Raw genomic sequence first — 23,835 nt, 5'->3', positions numbered from 1 at the left:
GCGCGGATGCAGGCAGACGAGACCCCGCAGGCTTGACTTAACTCAAGTACTGCGGCGCCGCGCATCCCTATTCTTCTCGTGTGGGAGGATGCCCTCGATGACCAACGTAACGAAGCTGCGCGCCAAGCCCGCCGTTCCCGAACTCGCCCGTCCCGTGCACTCGGTGCCGGCCGACGACCTCGTCGCCGCCGGCAAGCGCCTGCGCGACACGGTTCCGCGCGCCAGCCAGGGCGAATGGAAGCGCCCGAAGGACCGTCGCGATCCGCTGGAGATTCTCCAGGCCTCCGACGAGGGCCGTCAGATCGATCTCCTGCCGATCCGCTACGGCCGCATGCTGCAGTCGCCGTTCACTTTCTATCGGGGGTCGGCCGCCGTGATGGCCGCCGACCTCGCGGGCACGCCCGCGACGGGCGTTCACGTACAGGCCTGCGGCGACTGCCACCTGCTGAACTTCGGCGGCTTCGCCACGCCCGAGCGCAGCATCAACTTCGACATCAACGATTTCGACGAGACGCTGCCGGCGCCCTGGGAATGGGACCTGAAGCGCCTGGTCGCCTCGTTCGTGCTGGCGGCGCGGTCGAACGGCCTGTCGGAAGCGGCGGGGCGCGACGCGGCCCAGGCCGCAGCCGGGAGCTACCGCGAGCGCCTGCGCGAAGTCGCCGAGATGAGCCCGCTGGAGGCCTGGTACACGAAAATCGGACCGGAAGAACTGTTCAGCCTGACGGACGACCCGCAGATCCGGAAGCGCGTGCAGCGCCGGATCGAGGCGGCGAAGGACGAGCACTCCGCCGACATCGATTTTCCCAAGCTGGCGGAAATGGTCGGCGGCCAGGTCCAGATCAAGGACCAGCCTCCCCTGATCTTCCACCCCGAGTTCGCGCGCGCGGAAGGCTTCCGGGAGGCGGTGGACAAGGCCTTTGCCGGCTACCGCGACACGCTGTCCGACGATCGCAAGGCGCTGCTCGACCGCTATCGCCTGGTCGACGTCGCCATGAAGGTGGTCGGCATCGGCAGCGTCGGCCGTTACTGCTCGATCGGCCTGCTGATGTCGTCCTCGAACCAGCCGCTGTTCCTCCAGTTCAAGGAGGCCGTGCCCTCGGTGCTGGAGCCCCATGTCGGCAAGAGCGGCTACGGCCACGCCGGGCAACGCGTGGTCCAGGGCCAGCGCCTGATGCAGTCGTCGTCGGACATCTTCCTGGGCTGGACGACCGGCCTACGGGGCAACGACCTCTACGTTCGCCAGCTTCGTGACGCGAAGATCAAGCCGCTGGTCGAGACCTTCGACCGGAAGATGCTGGTGCTGTTCGCCAAGGCCTGTGGCTGGGCCCTGGCGCGGGCGCACGGAAGGGCCAGCCATCCGTGGCTGATCGCGGGCTATCTCGGCCGGAGCGAGGCGTTCGACGAGGCCATGGCGACGTTCGCGGTGGCCTATGCCGACCAGACCGAGCGCGACCACGCCCTGCTGAAAGCGGCCGTCGCCGCCGGCCGGATCAAGGTCCATCTCGAAGAGGACCGGTAGAAGCGCGGGCGCCGGCGATGACGTTCGACATCGACAACCACTCCCTGCTGGCGCTCATTATCGGGTTCACTTCCTCGATGGCCCTGTCACGCTTTGAAGCCCGGCGCGACGGCGCCGTGACCGAGGCCGCCACGATCGACGCCTTCCCCGCCGCCGTGCCATGACCCGACCCGAATCCCTCACGCGGGGCAGGTTGCGCACGCCACGGGCGGCCGCCGTTGCGGGCATCCTGTTCTCCGGGCTGCTGGCTCTCGCGTTCGTGCTGTTCCTGTCGGCGGTTCCGCGGGACTCGCTGGAGCACGGCGCGTGGCTGACCACCGGGCTGGACCGGATCGTGCTGGCGATCAACCTGATCCCGTTCGCGGGTGTCGCCTTCCTCTGGTTCATCGGCGTGGTGCGCGACCGCCTGGCCGAGGCGGAGGACCGCCTGTTCGCGACGGTCTTCCTGGGCAGCGGGCTTCTCTTCCTGGCCATGATGTTCGTGGCAACCGCGGTGTTCGGGGCCATCGTCCTCGTCCATGCCGCCCATCCGGAAGCGCTGCGCGACTCGTCCGCCTACGCCTTGGCACGCGCCTTCGCCTATACGCTTGTGAACGTCTATGCGATCCGCATGGCGGGCATGTTCATGCTGATCACCTCGACGATCGCGTTGCGCACCGCCTTCATCGCACGCTGGATGGCCGCGCCCGGCTTCGCGATGGGGCTGTTCCTGCTGTTCGCCAGCCCGTGGGTCAACTGGAGCTTCCTCGTCTTCCCGCTCTGGGCTTTTCTGATCAGCGTCTATCTGCTGATCACCAGCCTCGCTCAGGAGGCCGAAGGCCGCCGCACGACGAGGAGCGTGCCGTAGCCCGCGACCGCGCAACAGACCGCCAGCGCGAGATAGAACAAGCCGAAGAGGTCGTTCTTCACGAAGCCCAGCCACAGGGCGCGGGCCGCGAAGACGATGGCGAGGGCCACTGCGTTCCACCACACGATGCGCACGCCCAGCCGCAGCTTCTGCACCCGCTCGTGCGGCGTAGGCTTCGCGGCTTCCGGCTCGGGATGCGGGCGAGGTTCGTCCATCGGCGTCAACGAGTGAGAACGGCAGAGGCTGCATCCCCCGCTCCGGCCTCCGTGCACCCCCATTCCAGCGTCCGGCCGCAAGGGCTACGCTCAGCCAGAGCGACCGGCCGGCCGACGGCTATGTCCGGGACAGACCTACCAGTATCCGGTGGGCGACGACCCCGACGGCATGAACAACAACCGCCGGGCGCATGTCGCGGTCGCGACCACCCAGCGCGGGGACGAGGCCCTCACCGCCGGCGGGCCCTGGTGGTACGGCCCGGCCCAGGCCCGCGCCGACGGGGCACAGTGGAAGGCCGCCGGCTTCTACGCCCTCTATATAGGGTTTCGCTGCGCATACGACGCTAAGGGTTGACGCCCCGGCATCGCGCCGGGGGCTTTTTCCGTTTCGACTGTTCCGTTTATTTCGTTCATTTCGATTATAGCCGCCTCTTTGCGAAAAGCAGGCGATGCGATCGCAGCGCCGCCTCGAGGCCGGCCTCGGTGAAGACGACCGATTTCGCGCGGCTCGCCGGGTTGGAGATGAGGCCCTTGGCATGCAGGCGGTCGAGCGCGTCCCAATCGAAAGTCTTCCAGGCGCGGCTCCCGTCATGCAGTCCCTGCACGAGCAGGGCGAGAACGGCCTCGTCGACGCGATCGGGATCCGTTTCGTAGTCGTGTTCGGCGTCCTGGGGATCGTCCTGCTTCCCGAGGGCAATCGCTGGAGCGCCGGCCAGCCAAGCCTTCGCCTCCGGCGCGGCTTCCCACGCGCCGGCAGCAGAATGGGCATAGGAGACGCCCTCGCTCTCGTCGCCCATGCCGATGAATCCCGGCAATGTCGGCGGAAGCGGCTTTGCGCCCAGCAGATAGGCCGCCACGTGACGGTTGGCCTCGACGGCCCGGGCCAGCGCCTTGTTGGCGGCTGCGCTGTTTCCGCTGCGTCGGAACGCGAGAAGGGCTGCCGACCAGGCCCAGTGAGCCGAGGCATCGTCCTCGTAGCGCTCCAAGAGCGCGTCGGCGTCTGCCTCGCGGCCAAGTTCGAGCAAGGCATCGATCAACAGGTAGCGGATGCCCTGGTTGTCATCGGGATTGAGGCGCAGCATCTCATAGTAATGTGCGACGGCTTCGTCACGATGACCGAGGCGCCAGAGGGCCAGGGCCAGCTCATGGCGCGCACGCATGTAGGGCCGGGTCTGGAGCAAGCCCCAGAACGAACCGGCATCGTCCTGGAAGGCGTTCTCGCCCAACGCTTCTGCGCCGACGGCGACGGCTCGCCGGTAGAGTTCGAGCGCCTCGTTGGCATCGGCCGTTTCCCGCGCCAGGACGAGATAGGCGTCCGAACAGAGCGGGGACAACGCCAGCGCCTCCCGCGCCAGCGCGATCCGCTCTTCAGCCCGCGGCGCCTCCATGGCCTCGAAGGCCTTCTCCTGGGCGAGATCGAGGGCTTCGTCGCCCTCATCGTCCTCTTCCAGCATCCGCAAGAACGAGGACAGCAGCGCGTCCAGGTCGGACTCCGAAACCGGCAGAGCGCGGGCGGCGCCCTTGGCCCGGCGGCCGGCGCCCTTTCGCTTCGTCTTTGCCTTTCGTGCCATACTGGACCTCGCCGCATCCCGACTTGCAGGGAGTATAGGCGGAACCGACGTTCTGCTGGCGCAAGAAAGAGCGGTGATGGACAGGCAGAGTCGCCGCAACGGACCATTCAATGGTCCAAAGACAAATGGAGGCAGCCAGCTTCTGCGCCGTCCATATAGGGTTCGCTGCGCTTACACCGGCGCCCTCTCAAAGCAGGCCACGACGCTGGCTGCCGCCCCTCCATAAGATTATGTTCATCGGGTGGACTAGCCATGCACGAACCGTTTGGATGAGAGAAATGATTTCGCGAACCATGCGTGACATGCCGACATTTCTCGCCAGCTTCGCGCGCTGCGAAAATTTCTCGTTCATCAAGATCAATCACGGATTTTGGGAGGGCATAGCCGACGCCTATGCCGCGTATGGCGAGCCTATCGCAGCCAAGCATCACGTGGCCGCAGACCGCGTCGCTCGGCGCCCATTCTTTTTCGAAGGCGGATTCGTTGATGAGCTGCTTCAACTGCTGCGAAAGGCGGTTCGGTCGCCGGATCGCGCTCTCTTCATCGGCCTCGAGCTGAGCGCGTGGCCCGGCGATGAAGCTTTGGTCGGCACGCCGGTCCGTCCGGAGCGATCTAATCCGGTAGTTAAAGAGTTCAGGACGGCGAATACGGCCGACGTTGACGGTCTGTTGCTGAAGCGTGCCGTCATGGATGGAGAGATTCTCAAACTGTTCGATACGCTGCGCTCGATGCGAGTGATCTTGGTTGGCCCCCAGTATATCGAGCCATTGGGACAAGCAGCTGGGTGGGAGCACTTCGAGTTCCTCCCCATACATCCCAAGAACGCGCGGAAGACCCGTTTGCATACAGAGACTCAGCTTAGATCTCTGCTTGATCAACCGTGCGAGCGTGCGACATGCGTCCTGCTTCAAGCGGGAACACTCGCGCCTTACTGGATCCTTCGGCTTCGTGATCTCTATCCCCGGACTCGTTGGATAGACGGTGGACTTGCATTCAGCATCGCCAGCCCAGAGGACTTGCTTGAGCGGCATTGGGGCCAAGTCTATCGCAAGGAAATCCTTTCGACCTACAGGCAGCTCCAGGGTAGCAGATCTCTGCCGGTGCGCAATCTCATCGGCGAGATCGGGGAAGGCGTTCAACGGGCTCTGCAAGAGACACAGAACGCCCGCAAAGTGGCATTCGTTGAACGCAAGAGCATCGACACCGCTCGACTGGAAGCCTTTCTAAGACCGGCCGAGTTGCAAAACAGATGGGCCAACCGCGGGCCGCTTTGGCACATTCTCGGCGACGCATATCATCGGCATCTGAGAGTACCGAAAGAATTTCGGATAGTCCCTTGCGCGAACGGAGGGTTGGCCTTGATGGCTCTGGCCGCTCTGCATGCGTCCAAGGCACAACGGAGGTTGCGATGGGTGGTGTCAGCCTTCGGATTTTACAATACCACCAGAGGGCCCTTCTTTGACGCTCAGATTGTCGACTGTGACGACGAAGGGCTTCTGCGCATTCAAGCGCTGCAGGACCTGGACCCGAACTCCTATGATGGAATCATCGTCACAAACGTGTTCGGCCTGGCACGCGACTTCACCCAATACGCCGAGCATGCTCGCAGACATCGAAAGATTCTGATGCTCGACAATGCAGCTGGCATCGGACCCTTCCTGCCTGCCATTCCCTACCAAGCTCTCAGCCTCCATCACACCAAGCCCTATGGGTTTGGGGAAGGTGGCCTCGCCGTCGTGCCGGCAGAGGAAGCCGACAAACTATTGGCTCTCATGGAATACTCACCTGTCGAGGCGGAAGATCTGCCCTACTGGGTCGGCAACGGTAAGCTGTCGGAGCTTTCCTGCGCCGTGCTGCTTCAGCGGCTTGAGTCGTCCCCGGAATGGGCGCCCTTCTACTTCATGCAAAGCAGGCGTATTCAGGCCATTGCTCACCGGGCCGGTCTCAAGCCCCTAATGCCGATACCCGGCCAGACCGCCGCCACGAGCTTGCCGTTTCTTCTCCCGCGCCCAGTCCCTACCACCGCGTTGGAGAATGATTTTTTTACAATTGGTAAATATTACAAGCCTCTGGCTCCGCTGCCCACCGCGACCGATGTTTACCAGCGGATTGTCAATATCCCATCCCATCCAGACATGAAGTGTGTGGAGACCAATGTGTTGCTGACCACGCTTGGCGCGCTTGTGGCGAGCTAGCCCATGACTGGCAGGGATTGGCATGCTTACTGGAATCAACGCACTGTCGATCCCGACATCGATACGTCAGCAGCGCTGCGGCAGGTCGGCAAGACGGTACTCGGAAACCCAATCGAGGCTGGGCAACTCCAGATACTTGCTGACCATATTGCCGACACGCTTTCGCTTGAGCCGAGCGACAACGCGGTTGATCTCGGGTGCGGCAATGGTCTCCTGACCTCTCTTCTGGCGCCTTACGTGCGAAGCGTCCTCGCCTTGGACTATTCGGTGCCCCTCATAGAGGTTGCCAGACGACACTTTCCACGAAAAACCATCCGGTACGAGGTCGCTGATCTGCGCAATATTGGTTGCCGAGATTTTAGCCTGACGGAGTTCAACAAGGCTTGGTGTTGTGAAGTCCTCCAACACTTGTCCTCCGATGAAGCACTTGGAATGCTGCGAGAGTTGCTGGCGGGCTTGCCCGCGGGCGGCCTTGTCCTGGCGTGTGGCATTCCAGATCAGGCGAAACTGCGATCCTTCTACAACTCTCCCGAGCGGTGGGCGCTCTACGAACGCAATCTATACTTGGGGCAGGAGCAGATTGGGCACTGGTGGCATCGCGATGAGCTGATGGAGATCGTCGGCAAAGCAGGTGGACGTATGCGCTTCGTGGAACCGCCTGAGACCTTCTACACCTCCCACTACAGATTCGACGTCCTGATCGAGCGGCAGCCGTGAATCATCTTCAAACGGCACCGCTGTTTCTACTCGGGATGCCACGATCGGGCACGACATGGCTGTCGCAGATCCTCGAGAGCTCGCCTCATTGCGTCGTTCGTCTTTCGCCGAACTACTCTCACGCCCTCAAGAACAGACTGACGACTTCCTCGACGGCGGCGGACTGGGCCGCCGTGGTCGAGGAGACCGTCGCCACACATGATGAGTTCATGACGCAGAACTGGCGACGGAAGAGCGGCGAACTTCCTTTGTTTCCGTCCAAGTCCGTGCACGACCTGAAGCGTCTCGTACTGAAGGACACACGGTTTCACGACCTCTACCTCGAAGGCATGACGGTGTTTCCGGCGGCCAGGACCGTCTACATCGTTCGCCACCCGGCCGCGGCATTGTGGAGTTGGCGCAGCTGCAAGGAGTTTCCTGAAGGAGCGGACTTTCGACGCGAGTGGCGGACCGGCGAATGCCGCAAGCGAGAAGGACCTAGTGAATACTGGGGCTTCGATGACTGGAAGTCCCTGACCCAACTCTACTGCGAGCTTGCAAGCCGTCATCCCCACCGCTATCTGATTGTCCGATACGAGAATTTCGTCAGCCAGGCGCTGAGGGAAGCGGAGCAACTGTTCCAGTTCGCCGAGGTTCCGATGTCGCCGGCGATTGAAGAGTTCGTGCGTTACAGTCAGTCGCTGCACGACGAACGGCCCTACGCCGTATTCAAGAGGCCGACCGTCCGCGATGCATGGAAACGAGACTTTCCTGCAGACATCCTGGCAGAGATTGAACGAGACCTCGCAGGCACCCCGCTGGAGGCATTCTTGAGATGAAACTCGGCGTCATGCAGCCGTATTTCTTCCCGTACTTTCAGCAGTTCCGGATGATTGCCCAGTGTGACGCCTGGATCGCATTCGATACCGTTAAGTACAGCCGACAGGCGTGGATCAGCCGGAACCGAATAATCAACCGGGAGAAGGGATGGACATGGCTGTCTGTCCCTGTGACCAAGGGGGCGACCGCCGGGTCGATCTCGGAGGCTCGGTTGGCGAAAGGAAATTGGCGCAAGCAGGTGATGGACAGGCTGCGCGTCTATGAACATGAGGCGCCCCAATACGAAGAGATACGAGGGATTGTCGCGGAGGGGATCGCCACCGAGGCCGCCAGCATCGGAGAGTTGAACTCCTCGTGCATCAGGCTTTTTTGTCGTTACCTCGGGATCGAGACGGCATTCCACGATCTCAGCAAGATGGGACTGCCGCTGCCCCACAAGGCTGCCCGCGGCGAGTGGCCGTTACATATCTGCAAGGCCGTGGGCGCACAATCCTATATCAACGCCGCGGGCGGGCGCCACTTGTACGACCCAGCGAAGTTCAACGCCGCCGGCGTGAGCCTCGAATTCTACGAGCCGATAGACTTGAAATACGAGACGGGATCGTTCCGATTCGAACCGGATTTGTCCATCATCGACACGCTGATGTGGCTTCCGAAACAACATCTCCAGGCGCTCATTCGAAAATGAGGGCGGATGTGACCGGTGGCTGACCGGTGAAACGCACGGTCACCTCGGTCACCTCACGCCCATCCCGTTATGGCTTCGACTGTACCACCGACGGCAATCCGGACGATCTTCAACGCTCCCATCCGAACAACTCGAACTCCGGTGCGCATTGTTCGTAAATGAAATCGCGTTGTGACGGTGACAATACATCTCTGGCCGGTGTCCGATCACGCTCCGCATTGTAACGGGCCATAGGGAGTTTCAAGCTTGGCAGCGCGAGCCGGTTGCAGAGCCTAGCAAAATCCTCGTTTAGCAGGTTATGGCGCACGAAGAATCCTGCAATGACCTTGCCGCCTTGAATGTAATAACGGTGACCAATATAAAACCGTTCCTCGAACACGACCCGATCGAGATGCTCGGCAAACGGCGTCGTTTTCCGATACGAATGATAGGCTCGAGACAACGCCTTCTCGTAAGGGTGTCGCTCACTGGCTACCTTGACTGCCGACTTCCAGAACTTTCTTCCCACTCGCGCCTTGATCGCATCGGGAAGTGCGTGCGCCCAAAGGCCACTTGCCTCTAGCTCGCGAAGGACTGGGCGCATCAGCTTATTGTTGCGCTTCCGCAACGCCTTGAGATACCGCGCCTCCAGGGTGTCGGAAAAATTTCGAGGTTCGATACCGGCATCGGCCCGGAGCCTATCGTGCTCCACGCCGATTGGGGTCAAGATGTCATCAGGCCCGCAAACGGTACTTAACGCCAATTCAATCGAAGTTCCGGCCGTCTTCATTGTCTTGATGAAAATGAAGCCGTGTTTCCTCGAAGCGATCATCGGCGAAATGTACGATAGAACTACCCGAATGCCATCCAGTTTCCCTGTCAAGAATTCCTGACTCGAGCACCTCGCGCCGCAACTTTTGTGGACTCAAATTTTAGGGCAAGGTTCTTTCTGCTGACGCTCAACGGACGGCCCAAGGACTTACGGCCATTTGAGGATGCGCGATCAGGATCGCTCACGACCTTCCGACCAAGGTTCTTACAGGCCGCAGGCGGGCATCTGTTGCGGAATGGGGAACTCAGTATTACCGGGAACAACCAGCGGCAATGGCGGAGGGGGTGGGATTCGAACCCACGGTACGCTTGCACGCACAACAGTTTTCGAGACTGTCCTAATCGACCACTCTAGCACCCCTCCGGGCGCGCGGGGTTATAGGCGGGCGTCTTTGGGGGAGCAACAGCTTCCCGCGGGGAACGGCGCGGGATGCCGGAAAAAACGGCCCGAAAAGCGGCCTCGGCGATGCCGCGGCGGGTCGGGCCGGGGCCAGCGCCTTGAAACGACTGGCATTTCGGCCTCCCGGGACGCCGCCGGCGGCGGATCGGCCCGCCCGTCTCCGCCCGCCGTCTCCGACATTGACTCAAGGGCCGGCGTGCGTATATTCCGCGCTTCTTCGGCGGGCCCTGCGGGTCCGCCGCGTTCTTTCGTGTTTTTCGGCCATTTGGGGCCGGGGAACCTCAAGCCGGGTGTCATCATGATCGCCGTTATCCGCACGGGTGGGAAGCAATACACGGTCGCCGCCGACGACCAGCTCACGGTCGAGAAGATCGAGGGCGAGGCCGGCGCCAAGGTCGAATTCACCGACGTGCTGATGGTCGGCGAGAAGGTCGGCGCGCCGACCGTTGCCGGCGCCAAGGTCGTGGGCTCGATCGTGAAGCAGGCCCGCGGCGAGCACCTGATCGTCTTCAAGAAGCGCCGTCGCCAGAACTCGCGGCGCAAGAACGGTCACCGTCAGGACCTGACGGTGGTAAAGATCGAACAGATCGTCGCCTGAGCAGAGCGACCGGAGTAGTACGATGGCACATAAGAAAGCAGGCGGCTCCTCGCGTAACGGCCGCGATTCCGACGGCAAGCGTCTGGGCGTGAAGCGCTTCGGCGGCCAGAAGGTCGTCTCGGGCAACATCCTGGTGCGCCAGCGCGGCACCAAGATGAGCGCCGGCGAGAATGTCGGCATCGGCCGCGACCACACTCTCTTCGCCGTCGCGGACGGCGTCGTGTCCTTCCGCACCCGCTCGGGTGGCAAGGTCGAGGTGAACGTTCTCCCGGCGCCGGCCCTGGCTGCCGAATAGAGCCGTTCATCCCATTGGATTTGTGAAGGGGGAGCGGCTCGCCGTTCCCCCTTTTCGTTTCTGGACCTTACCCCATGAAGTTCCTCGACCAGGCCAAGATCTACATCCGCTCCGGCAACGGGGGCGCAGGATGCGCGGGCTTTCGCCGTGAGAAGTTCATCGAATTCGGCGGTCCGGACGGCGGCGACGGCGGCCGCGGCGGCGACGTCATCCTCGAATGCGTCGACGGTCTCAACACGCTGATCGACTACCGCTACGCCCAGCACTTCAAGGCCGAGACCGGTCATCACGGCATGGGCAGCCAGCGCACCGGCGCCAAGGGCAAGGACATCGTGCTGCGCCTGCCGCGCGGCACGCAGGTCTTCGCCGAGGACAACGAGACGCTGCTGGCCGACATGACGGAGATCGGCCAGAGGGTCGTCATCGCCAAGGGCGGCGACGGCGGCTACGGTAACCTGCACTACAAGACCTCGACCAACCGCGCGCCGCGCCGCGCCGACAAGGGCTGGCCGGGCGAGGAGCGCGCGCTGTGGCTCAGGCTCAAGCTGATCGCCGACATCGGCCTGGTCGGGCTGCCCAATGCCGGCAAGTCGACGTTCCTGTCGTCCAACACCAACGCCAAGCCCAAGATCGCCGACTACCCGTTCACGACGCTGCACCCCGGCCTCGGTGTGGTGAAGGTGGGCGAGCGCGAGTTCGTGATGGCCGACATTCCGGGCCTCATCGAGGGCGCGCACGAAGGCGCCGGCCTCGGCACGCGTTTCCTCGGCCATGTCGAGCGCTGCCGCGCGCTGCTGCACCTGGTCGACGGCACGCAGGACGACGTGGCCGACGCCTATCGCACGGTGCGCCGCGAACTGAAGGCCTATGGCGGCAACCTCGCGCGCAAGAAGGAAATCCTGGCGCTCAACAAGACCGACGCCATGACGCAAGAGGACATCGAAACCAAGCGCGCGCAGCTCGCGAAGGTGAGCCGCAAGACCGTGCACGTGATCTCGGCCGTCTCCGGCCAGGGCGTCCAGCCCCTGCTGCACGAGCTGATGAAGCTGGTCGACAAGCAGCGCGCACCCGCCAAGGACGCGGCATGACACCCCTCGCCGGCGCCCGGCGGCTGGTCGTCAAGATCGGCTCCTCGATCCTGGTGGACGAGACGAAGGGCGAGGTCCGGCGCGACTGGCTCGAAGCCCTGACCAACGATGTGGCGCGCCTCCACAAAGGCGGCTGCGAGGTCGTGCTGGTCTCGTCCGGCGCCATCCGCCTCGGCCGCACGCACCTCAAGCTGGCGTCGGGGCCGCTGCGTCTCGAGGAGAGCCAGGCGGCGGCCGCCACCGGCCAGATCCGCCTCGCCCAGGCCTACCAGGAGGCGCTGGCACGGCATGGCATCACCGTGGCGCAGATCCTGCTGACCCTGAACGATTCCGAGGAACGCCGCCGCTACCTCAACGCGCGCCAGACCATGGCCACCCTGCTCGGCTTGGGCGCCATCCCGGTGATCAACGAGAACGACACCGTCGCCACCGACGAGATCCGCTTCGGCGACAACGATCGCCTGGGCGCGCGCGTCGCCGAGATGATCTCGGCCGATACGCTCGTGTTGTTGTCCGACATCGACGGGCTCTATACCGGCGACCCGCGCAGCGACGCCTCGGCAACGTTCATCCCGGAGATCCGCGAGATCACGCCCGAGATCGAAGCGATGGCGGGCGTCGCGGCCTCGGAGATGTCCAACGGCGGCATGGTGACCAAGCTGATGGCCGGCCGCATCGCCATGGCCGCGGGCTGCCGCATGGCCATTGCCGACGGCCGCAGGGTCGGCGCGCTGGGCGCGCTGATCGACGGCACCGCGCGCTGCAGCTGGTTCCTGCCCGAGGGCTCGCCCCTGTCGGCGCGCAAGAAGTGGATCAAGGGCTCGCTCAAGACCGCCGGCACGCTGGTCGTGGACGACGGCGCGGTGCGCGCGCTGTCCTGCGGGAAGAGCCTGCTGCCGGCCGGCGTCACCGCGGTGGCCGGCGAGTTCCGCCGCGGCGACGTGGTCGACGTGAAGGATCGCGGCGGCAGGGTTCTGGCGCGCGGGCTGGTCGCCTATGCTTCGGAGGATGCGCGGCGCATCGCCGGCCGCAAGAGCGTCGAGATCGAGCGGCTGCTGGGCTTCCGTGGCCGCGACGAGATCGTCCATCGCGACGACCTCGTGGTCGAGTGAACAGACGGAGCGTCCGATGAACGTCCAGACCAAGCCCGCCGAAGACGTCGTGGCCCTCGTCGCCGAGCTCGGCCGCCGCGCCAAGGCCGCCGCCGCTTCGCTGCGCACCGCCTCGACCACCGCCAAGAACGCGGCGCTGTTGGAGGCCGCGCGGCTCATCCGCGCCGAGAAGGCCGCCATCCTCGCCGCCAACGCGCGCGACATCGAGGCCGCGAAGGCCGCCGGCATGACCAGCGCCCTGCAGGACCGGCTGCTGCTGAACGACGCGCGCATCGAGGCGATGGCGCGCGGCCTTGACGACATCGCCGCCCTGCCCGATCCGGTCGGCGCCGTCATCGAGGAATGGCGGCGGCCCAACGGGCTGGCGCTCAGCCGCGTGCGCGTGCCGATCGGCGTCATCGGCGTGATCTACGAGGCGCGGCCCAACGTCACCGCCGATGCCGGTGCGCTCTGCATCAAGTCGGGCAACGTCGTGGTGCTGCGCGGCGGCTCCGACAGCTTCCACTCCTCGCGCACCATCGTCGAGCTGCTGCGCCGCGCGCTGGCCGGTGCCGGCCTGCCGGAGGATTGCGTGGCGCTGGTGCCGACGACGGATCGCGCCGCGGTGGGCGAGATGCTGCGCGCCATGGACTGGCTCGACCTCATCGTGCCGCGCGGCGGGCGTTCGCTGATCGACAGGGTGACCCAGGAGAGCCGCGTGCCGGTGCTGCGCCACTATGACGGGATCTGCCACGTCTATGTCGACCGCGACGCCGACATCGCCATGGCGCGCGACCTCGTGGCCAACGCCAAGATGCGCCGGGTCAGCGTCTGCGGTGCAGCCGAAACCCTGCTGATCGACCGCGCCGCGCTCGACACGCACCTGAAGCCGGTGCTCGCGAAGCTGCACGAGCTGGGCTGCGAGGTACGCGGCGACGCCGAGGTGCGAAAGCGCGATCCTCAGGCGCTGGCCGCCACCGAGAAGGACTGGCGCACGGAATATCTCGAGCCGATCATCTCGGTCGCCACGGTCGACGGCGTCGACGGTGCGATCGAGCACATCGCGCGCTACGGCAGCCAGCACACCGAATCGATCGTCACGGAGAACGACGCGACCGCACAGCGCTTCCTGGGCGAGGTCGACAGCGCGATCGTGATGCACAATGCCAGCACGCAGTTCGCCGATGGCGGCGAGTTCGGCCTGGGCGCCGAGATCGGCATATCGACGAACCGCATGCATGCGCGCGGTCCGGTCGGGCTGGTCGAACTCACGACCTACAAGAACATCGTGCGCGGCAAGGGCACGCTCCGCCCGTGAGGGTCGCCTGATGAACCTGCACCCGATGCCGGGCGTGCCGCGCGCCACGACGCGGCGCATCGGCCTGCTGGGCGGTTCGTTCAATCCCGCGCATGCCGGCCACCGGCACATCAGCCTTGAGGCATTGAAGCGTCTCGGCCTCGACGAGGTCTGGTGGCTGGTCTCGCCGCAGAACCCGTTGAAGAGCGGCGACGGCATGGAGCCGCTGCCCACCCGCGTGGCCCGCGCCCGCCAGGTCGCCCGCCACCCCCGCATCCGCGTCGGCGCGCCCGAGCTGGTGCTCGGCACGCGCTATACGCTCGACACGGTGCGGGCGCTGAAGCGCGTCTACCGCGACGCGAAGTTCGTGTGGCTGATGGGCGCCGACATCCTGCCCCAGCTCGTCGACTGGGCAGGCTGGCGCAACCTGTTCGAGGCCATACCCATTGCAGCCTTCGCGCGGCCCGGCTGGGGCCATGCCGCGCTCTCCTCGACGGCGCCGCGGACTTTCGGGCGATTCCGCCTAGGAGCCCACGAGGCCCGGCGGCTGGCCACTTGCGAGCCGCCGGCCTGGTGCTTTATCCCGAGCAGGTTGGATGAACATTCCGCGACGGCCATCCGCGCCGGGCGGCCCCGACGGACCAGATCGAAAGGAAAGACCATCCCCGCCCAGACCCGCACGCTTCCCGATCGAAGCAAAGTCTCCGACGCGCTCCTCGAGTTGGTGCGCCAGTCGCTGGACGACAACAAGGCCGAGGACATCGTCGTCATCGACCTCAAGGGCAAGTCGGCCTTCGCCGATTACATGGTGATCGCCTCCGGCCGCTCGACCCGCCAGGTGGTGGCCATCGCCGAGAACCTCGCCGACAAGCTCAAGCAGTCGGGCCACGGCTACGTTCCCGTCGAAGGCAAGCAGACCGGCGACTGGGTGCTGGTCGATGCCGGTGACGTGATCGTCCACGTTTTCCACCCCGAAGCGCGTGCCTTCTACGGGCTCGAAAAGATGTGGGCGCTCGAGGACGAGGCCGCCGCCAAGCCGGTCAAGAAAGCCGCCGTCAGGAAGACGGCCGTGAAGAAGGCGGCCGCCAAGCCCGCGGCCCGACGCAAGCGCGCCTCGTGAGCCAGCAGTCGTTCCGAGCGGCAACGAACGACTTCGGCCTTCCCGAAAACGCCCTCACCCTGAGGAGCGGTCCGCAGGACCGCGTCTCGAAGGGTGGGCACGAGCACCACGCCTGTCTCCCATCCTTCGAGACGGCCGCTGCGCGGCCTCCTCAGGATGAGGGAAGAGGGCCGCCCCGAAGCGGAAAACTTCCGGCTTGAAGATCACCATCGCCGCCATCGGGCGCGCCTCGCGCGGGCCGGAGCGGGACCTTTACGAGCATTATGCCGGCCGCATCCGCTGGCCGCTCGCGCTGCGCGAGCTCGAGGAGAAGCGGAAGCTGCCCGCGCCGCAGCTGATGCAGCGCGAGGGCGAATTGCTGCTCGAGGCGGCGCCGGCAGGAGCGACGCTGGTGATGCTGGACCGCCGCGGCAAGGTGCTCGACAGCGAGGCCTTCGCCGCCCGCCTGGGCGGCTGGCGGGACAGTTCCGTGTCCGACGTGGCCTTCCTGATCGGCGGCGCCGACGGACACACCGAGGCGATTCTGAAAAAAGCCACGCTCATCCTGTCATTTGGCGCCATGACTTGGCCCCATCTGCTGGCCCGAGGGATGCTGGCCGAGCAGATCTATCGCGCCCAGCAACTTCTCGCTGGCCATCCTTATCATAGGGCCTGAAAGGCGATTTTGCCTCTGTTCTGACGAAAAACCGGGGCTACATTGGCGCCATGCACCCATTCCCCCGGTGGCTCCTGGCCACTTCGTCCGCCCTCCTCCTGGCAGCCGCTTCGAGCGCCGCCATGGCCCAGTCGACGAACCCGACGACGCCTGTCCAGAAGCCGGCCGCAAAGCCCGTCCGCAGCATCCCCTATGTCTCGATCACCGGCGAAGACGGCAAGCAGCGCCACTACGAGACCAATGCCATCCCGCTCCTGTTCCATCGCGCCTGCTTCGGCTGGCGCATGTATCTCGGCGGTCCCAACCGGGTCGTGTCGCTGAAGGAGGTCCTCACGACTTCGCAGCCGGCCGAGCAGGTGATCGCCGGCCCCGAGACCGAGGTCAGCGCCGACAAGACCAAGGCCACGACCCGCATGCTCGAGACAGTGCAGGACGGCGTGCTGCAGCGCTCCTGGTGCATCATTCCGGGCGACCCGGCCGGTACCTACACCTACGATGTCAGCATCGACGGTGAGCCGCGCGGCGAGTTCGTGTTCTGCGCCATCGAGGTGCCGGACCAGAATCCCAACACCGACCCGCGCGAGCTGAGCTGCCCCAACAAGTTCAACGCCGTCGAGCGCGCCCGGCCCCAGATCCGGAAGGCCTCGTGATGGCTGCCCAGGCACCGCGCCCCGTCCTGCTCTGCATCCTCGATGGCTGGGGTCATCGCACCGATCCGTCGAACAATGCGATCCTCGATGCAAGCACGCCGAACTACGACCGGCTGATCGCGACCTGCCCGCAGGGGCTGATCGACGCCTCCGAAACCTTCGTCGGTCTTCCCAAGGGCCAGATGGGCAATTCCGAGGTCGGCCACATGAACCTCGGCGCCGGCCGGGTCGCCGTGCCCGACCTGCCGCGCATCGACACTGCCATCGAGGACGGCTCGCTGGCGAAGAACCCGATCCTCGCCGAGACGATCGGCCGGCTGAAGCAGAGCGGCGCTTCGCTGCACCTGATGGGGCTCGCCTCGCCGGGCGGCGTGCATGCCCACCAGGACCATCTGGTGTTCCTGGCCAATCTGATCGCGGGCCAGGGCGTGCCGGTCTGGATCCACGCGTTCCTCGACGGCCGGGACATGCCGCCCCGCAGCGCGCTGGAATGCCTCGACCATATCCAGGCGGGACTGAAGCCTGGCCTGCCGATCCGCTTCGCCACCGTCGCCGGCCGCTTCTACCCCATGGACCGCGACAAGCGCTGGGAGCGCGTGACGCTGGCCTATGACGCGATGGTCGACGCCAGGGGCGAGCGTGCGACGACACCGAAGGACGCCGTCGACAAAGCCTATGCCGCCAACCTCGACGACGAGTTCGTCCTGCCGACGGTGATCGACGGCTACACCGGCATGACGGACGGCGATGGCCTCCTGATGTTCAACTACCGCTCCGACCGCGCGCGCGAGATCCTGACCGCGCTGCTCGATCCGCGCTTCGACGGTTTCAACCGCAACCGGGTCGTGACCTTCGGCGCGACGGTCGGGATGGTCGAATATTCCGCCGCGCTCAACCCGTTCCTGAAGACGCTGTTCCCGCCCGAGATCATCAAGATGGGCTTGGGCGAAACGGTATCGCGCGCCGGCCTGAAGCAGCTGCGCATCGCCGAGACCGAGAAGTACGCGCACGTCACGTTCTTCTTCAACGGCGGCGAGGAGCGCGTGTTCGAAGGCGAGGAGCGCATCCTCGTGCCGTCGCCCAAGGTGAAGACCTACGATCTGAAGCCGGAGATGAGCGCACCGGAAGTGACCGACAAGCTCGTCGAGGCGATCGGATCGGGCAAGTTCGACCTGATCGTAGTCAACTACGCCAACACCGACATGGTGGGCCATACCGGCGACCTCGCGGCGGCGACCAAGGCGGTCGAGGCCGTCGACGGCTGCCTCGGACGGCTGATGCAGGCGATCCGGGCGGCCGGCGGCGTCATGTTCGTCACCGCCGACCACGGCAATGCCGAGCAGATGTACGATGAGCAGTCGCATCAGAAGCACACCCAGCACACGTTGAACCGCGTGCCCGCGCTGTTGTTCAATGCCCCCGCCTCGGTCCATTCGCTGACCGACGGCAAGCTGGCCGACGTAGCGCCCACGATGCTGGCGCTGATGGGCGTTCCGCAGCCTGCGGAAATGACCGGCACGTCGATGCTCTCGGCCGCCTCCCGACCGACCGTCCTGGCGGCCCCGCGCCCAGCGGCCGCAGCCTCTGCCTGATTTGTGAAGCGGCGCCGGCCCCCGGCGCCTTGATCCTGCCAAAGACGCCCCTGTATCTTCCAACCCACGCTGAAACACCGGATCGCCGGGCCCTCAAAGCCCCTGGCGACTCCCTCCTGAAGGCACCCAAATGACCTTTCTGCGCTTCGCCTCCCTCGCCACGGCCGTGGCATTCCTGGCTGCTCCCGCCCTCGCGCAGACCAAGGCGGCCGACCCGAAGGCCGCCGGCGGCGACAAGAGCGAGCTCTACCAGCAGCTCAACCTGTTCGGTGACGTGCTGGAGCGTATCCGCCGCGACTATGTCGAGCCGGTCGAGGAGAAGCAGCTCATCGAGAATGCCATCAACGGCATGCTGAGCGCGCTCGATCCGCATTCGAGCTACATGAACCCCAAGTCCTACAAGGACATGCAGGTCCAGACGAAGGGTGAGTTCGGCGGCCTCGGCATCGAGGTCACGATGGACAATGGCGTCATCAAGGTCGTGTCCCCGATCGACGACACGCCGGCCTCCAAGGCCGGCATTCAGCCGGGCGACCTGATCTTCGCGCTGGACGGCGAGCCGGTGCAGGGCCTCACCCTGCAGGAAGCCGTCGAGAAGATGCGCGGCAAGGTCGGCACGCCGATCAAGGTCTCGATCCGCCGCGGCACCAAGGACCCGTTCGATGTCTCGCTGACCCGCGAGACCATCAAGGTGAAGCCGGTCAAGTTCCGCCTCGAGGGCGGCGACATCGGCTATATCCGCGTCACCTCCTTCACCGAGCAGACCACGCCCGGCGTGCTCGACGCCGTCGAGAAGCTCAAGAAAGAGGCCGGCAACAAGCTCAAGGGCTACATCATCGACCTGCGCAACAACCCGGGCGGCCTGCTCGACCAGGCCATCGCGATGTCGGACGCCTTCCTCGACAAGGGCGAGATCGTCTCGGTCAAGGCGCGCAAGAACGACGACGTCCAGCGCTGGAACGCCAAGCCCGGCGACGTCGCCAACGGTCTGCCGATCGTCGTGCTGATGAACGGCGGCTCGGCCTCGGCCTCCGAAATCGTGGCCGGCGCACTGCAGGATCACCGCCGCGCGATCGTTCTCGGCACGCGCTCGTTCGGCAAGGGCTCGGTCCAGACCATCATGCAGGTCACGGGCGGCGGCGCGATCCGACTGACCACGGCGCTCTACTTCACGCCGTCGGGCCGTTCGATCCAGAAGGAAGGCATCAAGCCGGACATCGAGGTCGAACCCGCGAAGATCGAGAACATCCAGCAGCGCTCGAGCTTCCGCGAGGAGAACCTGCGCCGCTCGATCACCAACCCGAACGACAAGCCGGTGGCGCCGCCGGCCGCGAAGCCGGAAGCCGGCAAGCCGGCAGACAAGACCGACGACAAGGCGGCCGGCCAGACCGCTCCGCAGGCGGCGCCCCAGACTACGCCGTCCGGCGACCCGGATGAGCCGCCGAAGGAGCAGGCCTCCGACTACCAGCTCTTGCGTGCGGCCGACCTGATCCGCGGCATCTCGCTCTACAGCGGCAAGGCCAACTGACCGGCCTCCGAGGATGACGCCATGGCCAGTCCCGGCCGGCGCGTCGCGATAATCGCAAAGACACGACCAGAACCAAGAGGTCTGGTCGCGGCCTATCTTCTCGTCATCGGGCTGATCGCGGCCTCTGCCGGCGTGGCCTTTGGCGACTTCGACGGAAGGAGTCCGCAGATCGTCGACAGCGCCGTGGCGGCCTCGGTGCCACCGCCCGCTGCCGAGGAGGCGGTCGCCACCGCATTGCCGGCGGCTGAAATACCGTCGCTGCCGCTGCCGCGGCGCCCGCCAAAGCCGTCGGGATTCCGCAGCCTCCCCGCCGAGGATCTCGCCGCGATGACCGAGACGACCGCCGACGGGCTTCGCCTGCCGCGCGTGACGCCCTCGGGCTGGATGCCGTGGATCGCCCATGCGAGGCGCTTCGATCCGGCCGGACCGCCGGCACGCCTCGGCCTGCTCGTGATCAATGTCGGCCTCAACGAGGCCGCGATGCGTCGTGCCATCGAGGACCTCCCGCCCGAGGCCAGCCTCGCGTTCCTGCCCGGCACGCCCGACCTGCCGCGCTGGCTGGCGCAGGCCCGCGCCTTCGGCCACGAGAGCTACCTGATGCTGCCCATGGACGATCTCGCCGTCGCCGAACGGGGTGTCCGGCCGATCGAAGCCACCGCCGACGGACCGGAGAACCTGCGCCGGCTGCGCGCCACCCTGGCGCGCGGCGAAGGCTATGTCGGCCTCGTGATCTCGCCGCCCGGGCGCGCGGCTCAATCGGAGACCGTGATGCGGCCGCTGGTCATGGAAATCGCCGAGCGCGGCCTCGCGCTGATCGAGGTCAATCCGACTCCGGGAACGACGCCGATCCAGCGCCTGAGCGAGGAGCTGGGCGTGGGATATGCCCGCAGCACCGACGTGCTGGACTACAAGCTCGCGGGCGACGGCGTTGCCGGCAATCTCGACCGGCTCGGCGACTGGGTAAGCGAGACCGCGCCCGGCCGCGCACCGCGCCACGCCTTCGGCGTGATGCAGCCGGATGACGAGGCGATCACCGCCATTGCCGCCTGGTACAAGGGGCAAGAGGGAAAAACGACCTTGTCCTTCGTGCCGATCATCGGGCATTTCGAGTGCCGCGACGCCTGCATGACCCGCTTGCGGGCCCAACCGGCGCAGCTCCGCCCCTGACGAGTTCCATGACCACCGCCATCGCACCCGAGGAATATCGACGGAACGTCGGCATGATGCTGATCGCTCCGGACCGCCGTGTCTTCGTCGGCTGCCGCATCAACCAGCCCGATGCCTGGCAGATGCCCCAGGGCGGCATCGACAAGGGCGAGACGCCGGTCGAGGCCGCCTGCCGCGAACTGCACGAGGAGGTCGGTACGACCAAGGCGCTGCTGCTGCGCGAGAGCGCCGGCTGGATTTCCTACGAGGTGCCGGAAGACCGGCGCCCCGCCTACTGGAAGGGCCGCTGGCGCGGCCAGGCACAGAAATGGTTCGCCCTGGCCTTCACCGGCACGGATGCCGACATCGATATCGCCGCGCACGACCAGGAATTCGCCGCCTGGCGCTGGATCGCGCCGGCCGAACTGTCGGGCCTCATCGTGCCCTTCAAGAAGGCCGTCTACGACGCGGTGTTCGAGGAATTTGCCGACCTGATTTCCTGAGTGCAGGACCGATCATTGGAGCGCGCCACTCCAGTGGCGCTCAAGCTTCGTCGGTCAGAAAGGTATGAGCTCCACTGGAGTGGCGCGCTCCAATGAGACGCTTCAAGCCCCCTGCGACGCCAGCTTGGCGGCGTTGCGGCGGAGGAACCACAGTCCCGCACGGGTCATCAGGGTGTTGAGGCGGCCCTGCGGCTCCAGGCCGACGGCCTTCAGCACCATCGCCATGGCGCGCTGCACATGCGTCTGGCGATACAGCGGATAGGCGCGCCTGGCATAGGCCTGCATATTGCGCTTGCGGTCGTAGACGGCGTCGGGCGGCTCATTGGCGGCGAAGTAGGCGTAGGCCAGTTCGTCGTCCTCGCTCTCGGCCAGGCGTCCCCAGCCGATGCGCAGGCGGGACCAGCGGTTCAGCCGGTCGCGCTCCAGGCAGCGATTGAGGTGCTCGTAGAAGAGCTTGTAGTGACGGAATTCGTCGGCCGCGATCTTCTGGCAGACCTGCTTCAGCACCGGCTCCTCGGTCGCGTCCTTGAGGGCGCTGTAGTAGGAGCTGGTGCCGGTCTCGACGATGCAGCGGGCGATCATCTCGCCGGCCTGGCTGCCGCGCACCGATTCGCTGACATGGAGCGGCACCTGGTAGCCGGTCCGGAACCGCTCGAAGGCGGCATCGAAATCCCACGACGGATCGGCAAGCTGGGCCCAGCGGCCGAGCGCCATTCCGTGCTGTACCTCCTCGGTCACCCAGTTCTCGACGGCGTTCATGAACCCGGGGTCGTCGGCGAAGACGCGGCCGAGATAGATTCCATAGTCGCCGCCGTTCCGCTCCACCAAAGCCGCTGCCTTGATGTTGCGGAGGATCTCGGGATCCACCTTCGACGCATCGAAGCGATCCCAGGCGATCGTCTCGAGTGTCCAGTTACCCATGAACGTGCCCCGGCGCGTTGTCTTGCCAGCGTAATAAAGCCACCTCCGGTCCGCCTTTCAATGGCAGACCGGTGCACTTCTCGACAGAAAAATGCGCAGTGGCGCTGAAATCAGCGGCTGGCGTAGAAGGCCTGCGCGCGCTTCAGATCCTGGGCAATCCCCAGGTTCTTCTCGGCGGCGGCCTTCTCGGCGGGCGTTGCGGCGTCTGTAATGTCGTTGCGGGCCGAGCGCTCACGCTCGTCGAGCTCCGCAACGGTGACCTGTTCGAAGGGCACCGCCTCGTCGGCCAGCACCGTGCAGCGCTCCGGCGTGACCTCGGCGAAGCCGCCGGCCACGAGGAAGCGCCGCTCGACCTTGCTGCCCTGATAGACCTCGAGGACGCCGGGGCGAACCGTCGAGACCAGCGGGGCGTGGCCCGGCAGGACGCCGAAGTCGCCTTCGCTGCCCGGGACGACCACCATGTCGGCCTCGGTCGCGAGCAGCTCGCGCTCGGGCATCACCAGACGGAAGGAGACCTTGGCCATGTGCTTAGGCCGCCTCGGCCGCGAGCTTCTTGGCCTTGGTGACAGCTTCCTCGATCGTGCCGACCATGTAGAAGGCCGGCTCCGGAAGGTCGTCGTACTCGCCCGCCACGATCGCCTTGAAGGCCTTGATCGTGTCCTCGAGCTTCACGAACACGCCCGGGGTGCCCGTGAACACCTCGGCGACGTGGAACGGCTGGCTGAGGAAGCGCTGGATCTTGCGGGCGCGGCTCACGACCAGCTTGTCCTCTTCCGACAGCTCGTCCATGCCCAGAATGGCGATGATGTCCTGCAGCGACTTGTACTGCTGCAGCACGCGCTGCACCGAACGGGCGACGTTGTAGTGCTCCTCGCCGACGACGCGCGGGTCGAGCATGCGCGAAGTCGAATCGAGCGGATCGACCGCCGGGAAGATCGCCTGCTCGGCGATCGAGCGGCTGAGCACGGTGGTGGCGTCCAGATGGGCGAACGAGGTCGCCGGCGCCGGGTCGGTCAAGTCGTCGGCGGGCACGTAGATGGCCTGCACCGAGGTGATCGAACCCTTCTTGGTCGAGGTGATGCGCTCCTGCAGCGCACCCATGTCGGTCGACAGGGTCGGCTGATAACCCACCGCCGAGGGGATGCGGCCCAGCAGCGCCGACACTTCCGAGCCGGCCTGGGTGAAGCGGAAGATGTTGTCGACGAAGAACAGCACGTCCTGGCCTTCGGCGTCGCGGAAGTACTCGGCGACGGTGAGGCCCGAGAGGGCCACGCGGGCGCGGGCGCCCGGCGGCTCGTTCATCTGGCCGTACACCAGCGCCACCTTCGAGCCCGGACCGTCGAGCTTGATGACGCCGCCCTCGATCATCTCGTGATAGAGGTCGTTGCCCTCGCGGGTACGCTCGCCGACGCCGGCGAACACCGACACGCCGCCGTGCGCCTTCGCAACGTTGTTGATCAGCTCCATGATCGTCACGGTCTTGCCGACGCCGGCGCCGCCGAACAGGCCGATCTTGCCGCCCTTGGCGTAGGGCGCGAGCAGGTCGATGACCTTGATGCCGGTGACCAGG

At 65.6% G+C, this 23,835-nt stretch carries 25 protein-coding genes, 1 tRNA gene and 2 pseudogenes; 20 read left to right on the top strand and 8 right to left on the bottom strand.

Translation table 11 applies throughout. From position 1 onward, the window contains the following. Nucleotides 1-97: 97 nt before the first annotated feature. From EPO41_RS08960 to EPO41_RS08950, 3 genes are read left to right on the top strand one after another with little or no spacing between them, the layout of a single operon-like run. Nucleotides 98-1,519 (top strand): DUF2252 domain-containing protein, encoded by a 1,422-nt coding sequence (locus tag EPO41_RS08960; protein WP_296323486.1) that lies wholly within the window; start codon nt 98-100, stop codon nt 1,517-1,519. Between the two features lie 17 nt (nt 1,520-1,536). Further along, nucleotides 1,537-1,683, top strand: a complete 147-nt coding sequence (locus tag EPO41_RS08955; RefSeq protein WP_296323483.1) for a hypothetical protein — start codon at nt 1,537-1,539, stop codon at nt 1,681-1,683. Then, nucleotides 1,680-2,366 carry a hypothetical protein gene (locus tag EPO41_RS08950; RefSeq protein WP_296323480.1) on the top strand — a complete coding sequence of 229 codons (687 nt, stop codon included), beginning with the start codon at nt 1,680-1,682 and terminating at the stop codon, nt 2,364-2,366. Before EPO41_RS08955 ends, EPO41_RS08950 begins: the two co-directional genes overlap by 4 nt. Here the strand turns inward: EPO41_RS08950 and EPO41_RS08945 are convergent. Next, nucleotides 2,324-2,581 (bottom strand): hypothetical protein, encoded by a 258-nt coding sequence (locus EPO41_RS08945; RefSeq protein WP_296323477.1) that lies wholly within the window; start codon nt 2,579-2,581, stop codon nt 2,324-2,326. The two genes, EPO41_RS08950 and EPO41_RS08945, sit on opposite strands and share 43 nt — an antisense overlap. A 148-nt stretch (nt 2,582-2,729) precedes the next feature. On the opposite strand from EPO41_RS08945, the gene EPO41_RS08940 reads away from it, so the two are divergent. Then, nucleotides 2,730-2,936 carry a hypothetical protein gene (locus EPO41_RS08940; RefSeq protein ID WP_296323474.1) on the top strand — a complete coding sequence of 69 codons (207 nt, stop codon included), beginning with the start codon at nt 2,730-2,732 and terminating at the stop codon, nt 2,934-2,936. 64 nt (nt 2,937-3,000) lie between these two features. Here EPO41_RS08940 and EPO41_RS08935 read toward each other — a convergent pair whose 3' ends face one another. Continuing rightward, entirely contained in the window at nt 3,001-3,279 is a 279-nt protein-coding gene (locus EPO41_RS08935; protein WP_296324392.1) for a DUF6429 family protein, read from the bottom strand. Nucleotides 3,280-3,333: 54 nt separating this feature from the next. Next, nucleotides 3,334-3,969, bottom strand: a pseudogene (locus tag EPO41_RS08930) (tetratricopeptide repeat protein); the annotation flags it as partial. A 485-nt stretch (nt 3,970-4,454) separates the two neighbouring features. Here EPO41_RS08930 and EPO41_RS08925 point away from each other — a divergent pair. Genes EPO41_RS08925 through EPO41_RS08910 form a run of 4 tightly spaced genes read left to right on the top strand, consistent with a single transcriptional unit; the run spans nt 4,455 to nt 8,571 of the window. Beyond that, nucleotides 4,455-6,347 (top strand): DegT/DnrJ/EryC1/StrS family aminotransferase, encoded by a 1,893-nt coding sequence (locus EPO41_RS08925; RefSeq protein ID WP_296323471.1) that lies wholly within the window; start codon nt 4,455-4,457, stop codon nt 6,345-6,347. Nucleotides 6,348-6,350: 3 nt separating this feature from the next. Then, the gene (locus tag EPO41_RS08920; protein ID WP_296323468.1) at nt 6,351-7,064 is read left to right on the top strand and encodes a class I SAM-dependent methyltransferase; all 714 of its coding nucleotides are present in this window, start codon (nt 6,351-6,353) and stop codon (nt 7,062-7,064) included. Continuing rightward, nucleotides 7,061-7,882 carry a sulfotransferase gene (locus EPO41_RS08915; protein ID WP_296323465.1) on the top strand — a complete coding sequence of 274 codons (822 nt, stop codon included), beginning with the start codon at nt 7,061-7,063 and terminating at the stop codon, nt 7,880-7,882. The genes EPO41_RS08920 and EPO41_RS08915 overlap by 4 nt, the downstream gene beginning before the upstream one ends. After that, nucleotides 7,879-8,571 carry a WbqC family protein gene (locus EPO41_RS08910; protein ID WP_296323462.1) on the top strand — a complete coding sequence of 231 codons (693 nt, stop codon included), beginning with the start codon at nt 7,879-7,881 and terminating at the stop codon, nt 8,569-8,571. The genes EPO41_RS08915 and EPO41_RS08910 overlap by 4 nt, the downstream gene beginning before the upstream one ends. A 109-nt stretch (nt 8,572-8,680) precedes the next feature. On the opposite strand, the gene EPO41_RS08905 is transcribed toward EPO41_RS08910, so the two are convergent. Continuing rightward, the gene (locus EPO41_RS08905) at nt 8,681-9,382 is read right to left on the bottom strand and encodes a hypothetical protein (protein ID WP_296323459.1); all 702 of its coding nucleotides are present in this window, start codon (nt 9,380-9,382) and stop codon (nt 8,681-8,683) included. A 273-nt stretch (nt 9,383-9,655) separates the two neighbouring features. Continuing rightward, nucleotides 9,656-9,745: transfer RNA gene (locus EPO41_RS08900), tRNA-Ser, on the bottom strand. Nucleotides 9,746-10,079: 334 nt separating this feature from the next. On the opposite strand from EPO41_RS08900, the pseudogene rplU reads away from it, so the two are divergent. From rplU to EPO41_RS08840, 12 genes and pseudogenes are all read left to right on the top strand, one after another. After that, a pseudogene (gene rplU / locus EPO41_RS08895) lies at nt 10,080-10,373 on the top strand (50S ribosomal protein L21); the annotation flags it as partial. Nucleotides 10,374-10,401: 28 nt separating this feature from the next. Continuing rightward, nucleotides 10,402-10,674 (top strand): 50S ribosomal protein L27, encoded by a 273-nt coding sequence (rpmA, locus tag EPO41_RS08890; RefSeq protein ID WP_296323456.1) that lies wholly within the window; start codon nt 10,402-10,404, stop codon nt 10,672-10,674. A 74-nt stretch (nt 10,675-10,748) separates the two neighbouring features. Next, nucleotides 10,749-11,762 (top strand): GTPase ObgE, encoded by a 1,014-nt coding sequence (gene obgE / locus EPO41_RS08885; RefSeq protein WP_296323452.1) that lies wholly within the window; start codon nt 10,749-10,751, stop codon nt 11,760-11,762. After that, nucleotides 11,759-12,874, top strand: a complete 1,116-nt coding sequence (proB, locus tag EPO41_RS08880) for a glutamate 5-kinase (RefSeq protein WP_296323450.1) — start codon at nt 11,759-11,761, stop codon at nt 12,872-12,874. The genes obgE and proB overlap by 4 nt, the downstream gene beginning before the upstream one ends. 16 nt (nt 12,875-12,890) lie before the next feature. Then, nucleotides 12,891-14,171: a glutamate-5-semialdehyde dehydrogenase gene (locus EPO41_RS08875; protein WP_296323447.1), complete on the top strand. Its 1,281-nt coding sequence runs from the start codon at nt 12,891-12,893 to the stop codon at nt 14,169-14,171. A 10-nt stretch (nt 14,172-14,181) separates the two neighbouring features. Then, entirely contained in the window at nt 14,182-15,270 is a 1,089-nt protein-coding gene (locus EPO41_RS08870; RefSeq protein WP_296323444.1) for a nicotinate-nucleotide adenylyltransferase, read from the top strand. 196 nt (nt 15,271-15,466) lie between these two features. After that, a complete protein-coding gene (gene rlmH, locus EPO41_RS08865) occupies nt 15,467-15,925 on the top strand; it encodes a 23S rRNA (pseudouridine(1915)-N(3))-methyltransferase RlmH (protein WP_296323441.1) in 459 nt (152 codons plus the stop codon). A 122-nt stretch (nt 15,926-16,047) separates the two neighbouring features. After that, entirely contained in the window at nt 16,048-16,575 is a 528-nt protein-coding gene (locus tag EPO41_RS08860; protein ID WP_296323438.1) for a hypothetical protein, read from the top strand. Continuing rightward, nucleotides 16,575-18,167: a 2,3-bisphosphoglycerate-independent phosphoglycerate mutase gene (gpmI, locus tag EPO41_RS08855; protein ID WP_296323435.1), complete on the top strand. Its 1,593-nt coding sequence runs from the start codon at nt 16,575-16,577 to the stop codon at nt 18,165-18,167. The genes EPO41_RS08860 and gpmI overlap by 1 nt, the downstream gene beginning before the upstream one ends. 130 nt (nt 18,168-18,297) lie before the next feature. Continuing rightward, entirely contained in the window at nt 18,298-19,695 is a 1,398-nt protein-coding gene (locus tag EPO41_RS08850; RefSeq protein ID WP_296323432.1) for a S41 family peptidase, read from the top strand. 21 nt (nt 19,696-19,716) lie between these two features. After that, nucleotides 19,717-20,862 carry a divergent polysaccharide deacetylase family protein gene (locus EPO41_RS08845; RefSeq protein WP_296323430.1) on the top strand — a complete coding sequence of 382 codons (1,146 nt, stop codon included), beginning with the start codon at nt 19,717-19,719 and terminating at the stop codon, nt 20,860-20,862. Nucleotides 20,863-20,870: 8 nt separating this feature from the next. Next, nucleotides 20,871-21,344, top strand: a complete 474-nt coding sequence (locus tag EPO41_RS08840; RefSeq protein WP_296323427.1) for an RNA pyrophosphohydrolase — start codon at nt 20,871-20,873, stop codon at nt 21,342-21,344. A gap of 102 nt (nt 21,345-21,446) precedes the next feature. On the opposite strand, the gene EPO41_RS08835 is transcribed toward EPO41_RS08840, so the two are convergent. The 3 genes from EPO41_RS08835 to atpD all read right to left on the bottom strand — a co-directional run. Further along, on the bottom strand, nt 21,447-22,265 hold the full coding sequence (locus tag EPO41_RS08835) for a ferritin-like domain-containing protein (RefSeq protein WP_296323424.1): 819 nt from the start codon (nt 22,263-22,265) through the stop codon (nt 21,447-21,449). 110 nt (nt 22,266-22,375) lie between these two features. Then, nucleotides 22,376-22,789 (bottom strand): ATP synthase F1 subunit epsilon, encoded by a 414-nt coding sequence (gene atpC, locus EPO41_RS08830; protein ID WP_296323422.1) that lies wholly within the window; start codon nt 22,787-22,789, stop codon nt 22,376-22,378. A gap of 4 nt (nt 22,790-22,793) precedes the next feature. Next, nucleotides 22,794-23,835, bottom strand: a 1,042-nt coding sequence (gene atpD / locus EPO41_RS08825; RefSeq protein ID WP_296323419.1) for a F0F1 ATP synthase subunit beta, incomplete at its 5' end; no start/stop codon positions are given.

It is taken from the genome of Reyranella sp., assembly GCF_004297265.1.
Classification (GTDB): Bacteria; Pseudomonadota; Alphaproteobacteria; order Reyranellales; family Reyranellaceae; genus Reyranella.
This window is presented reverse-complemented; position numbering and strand designations above follow the sequence as displayed.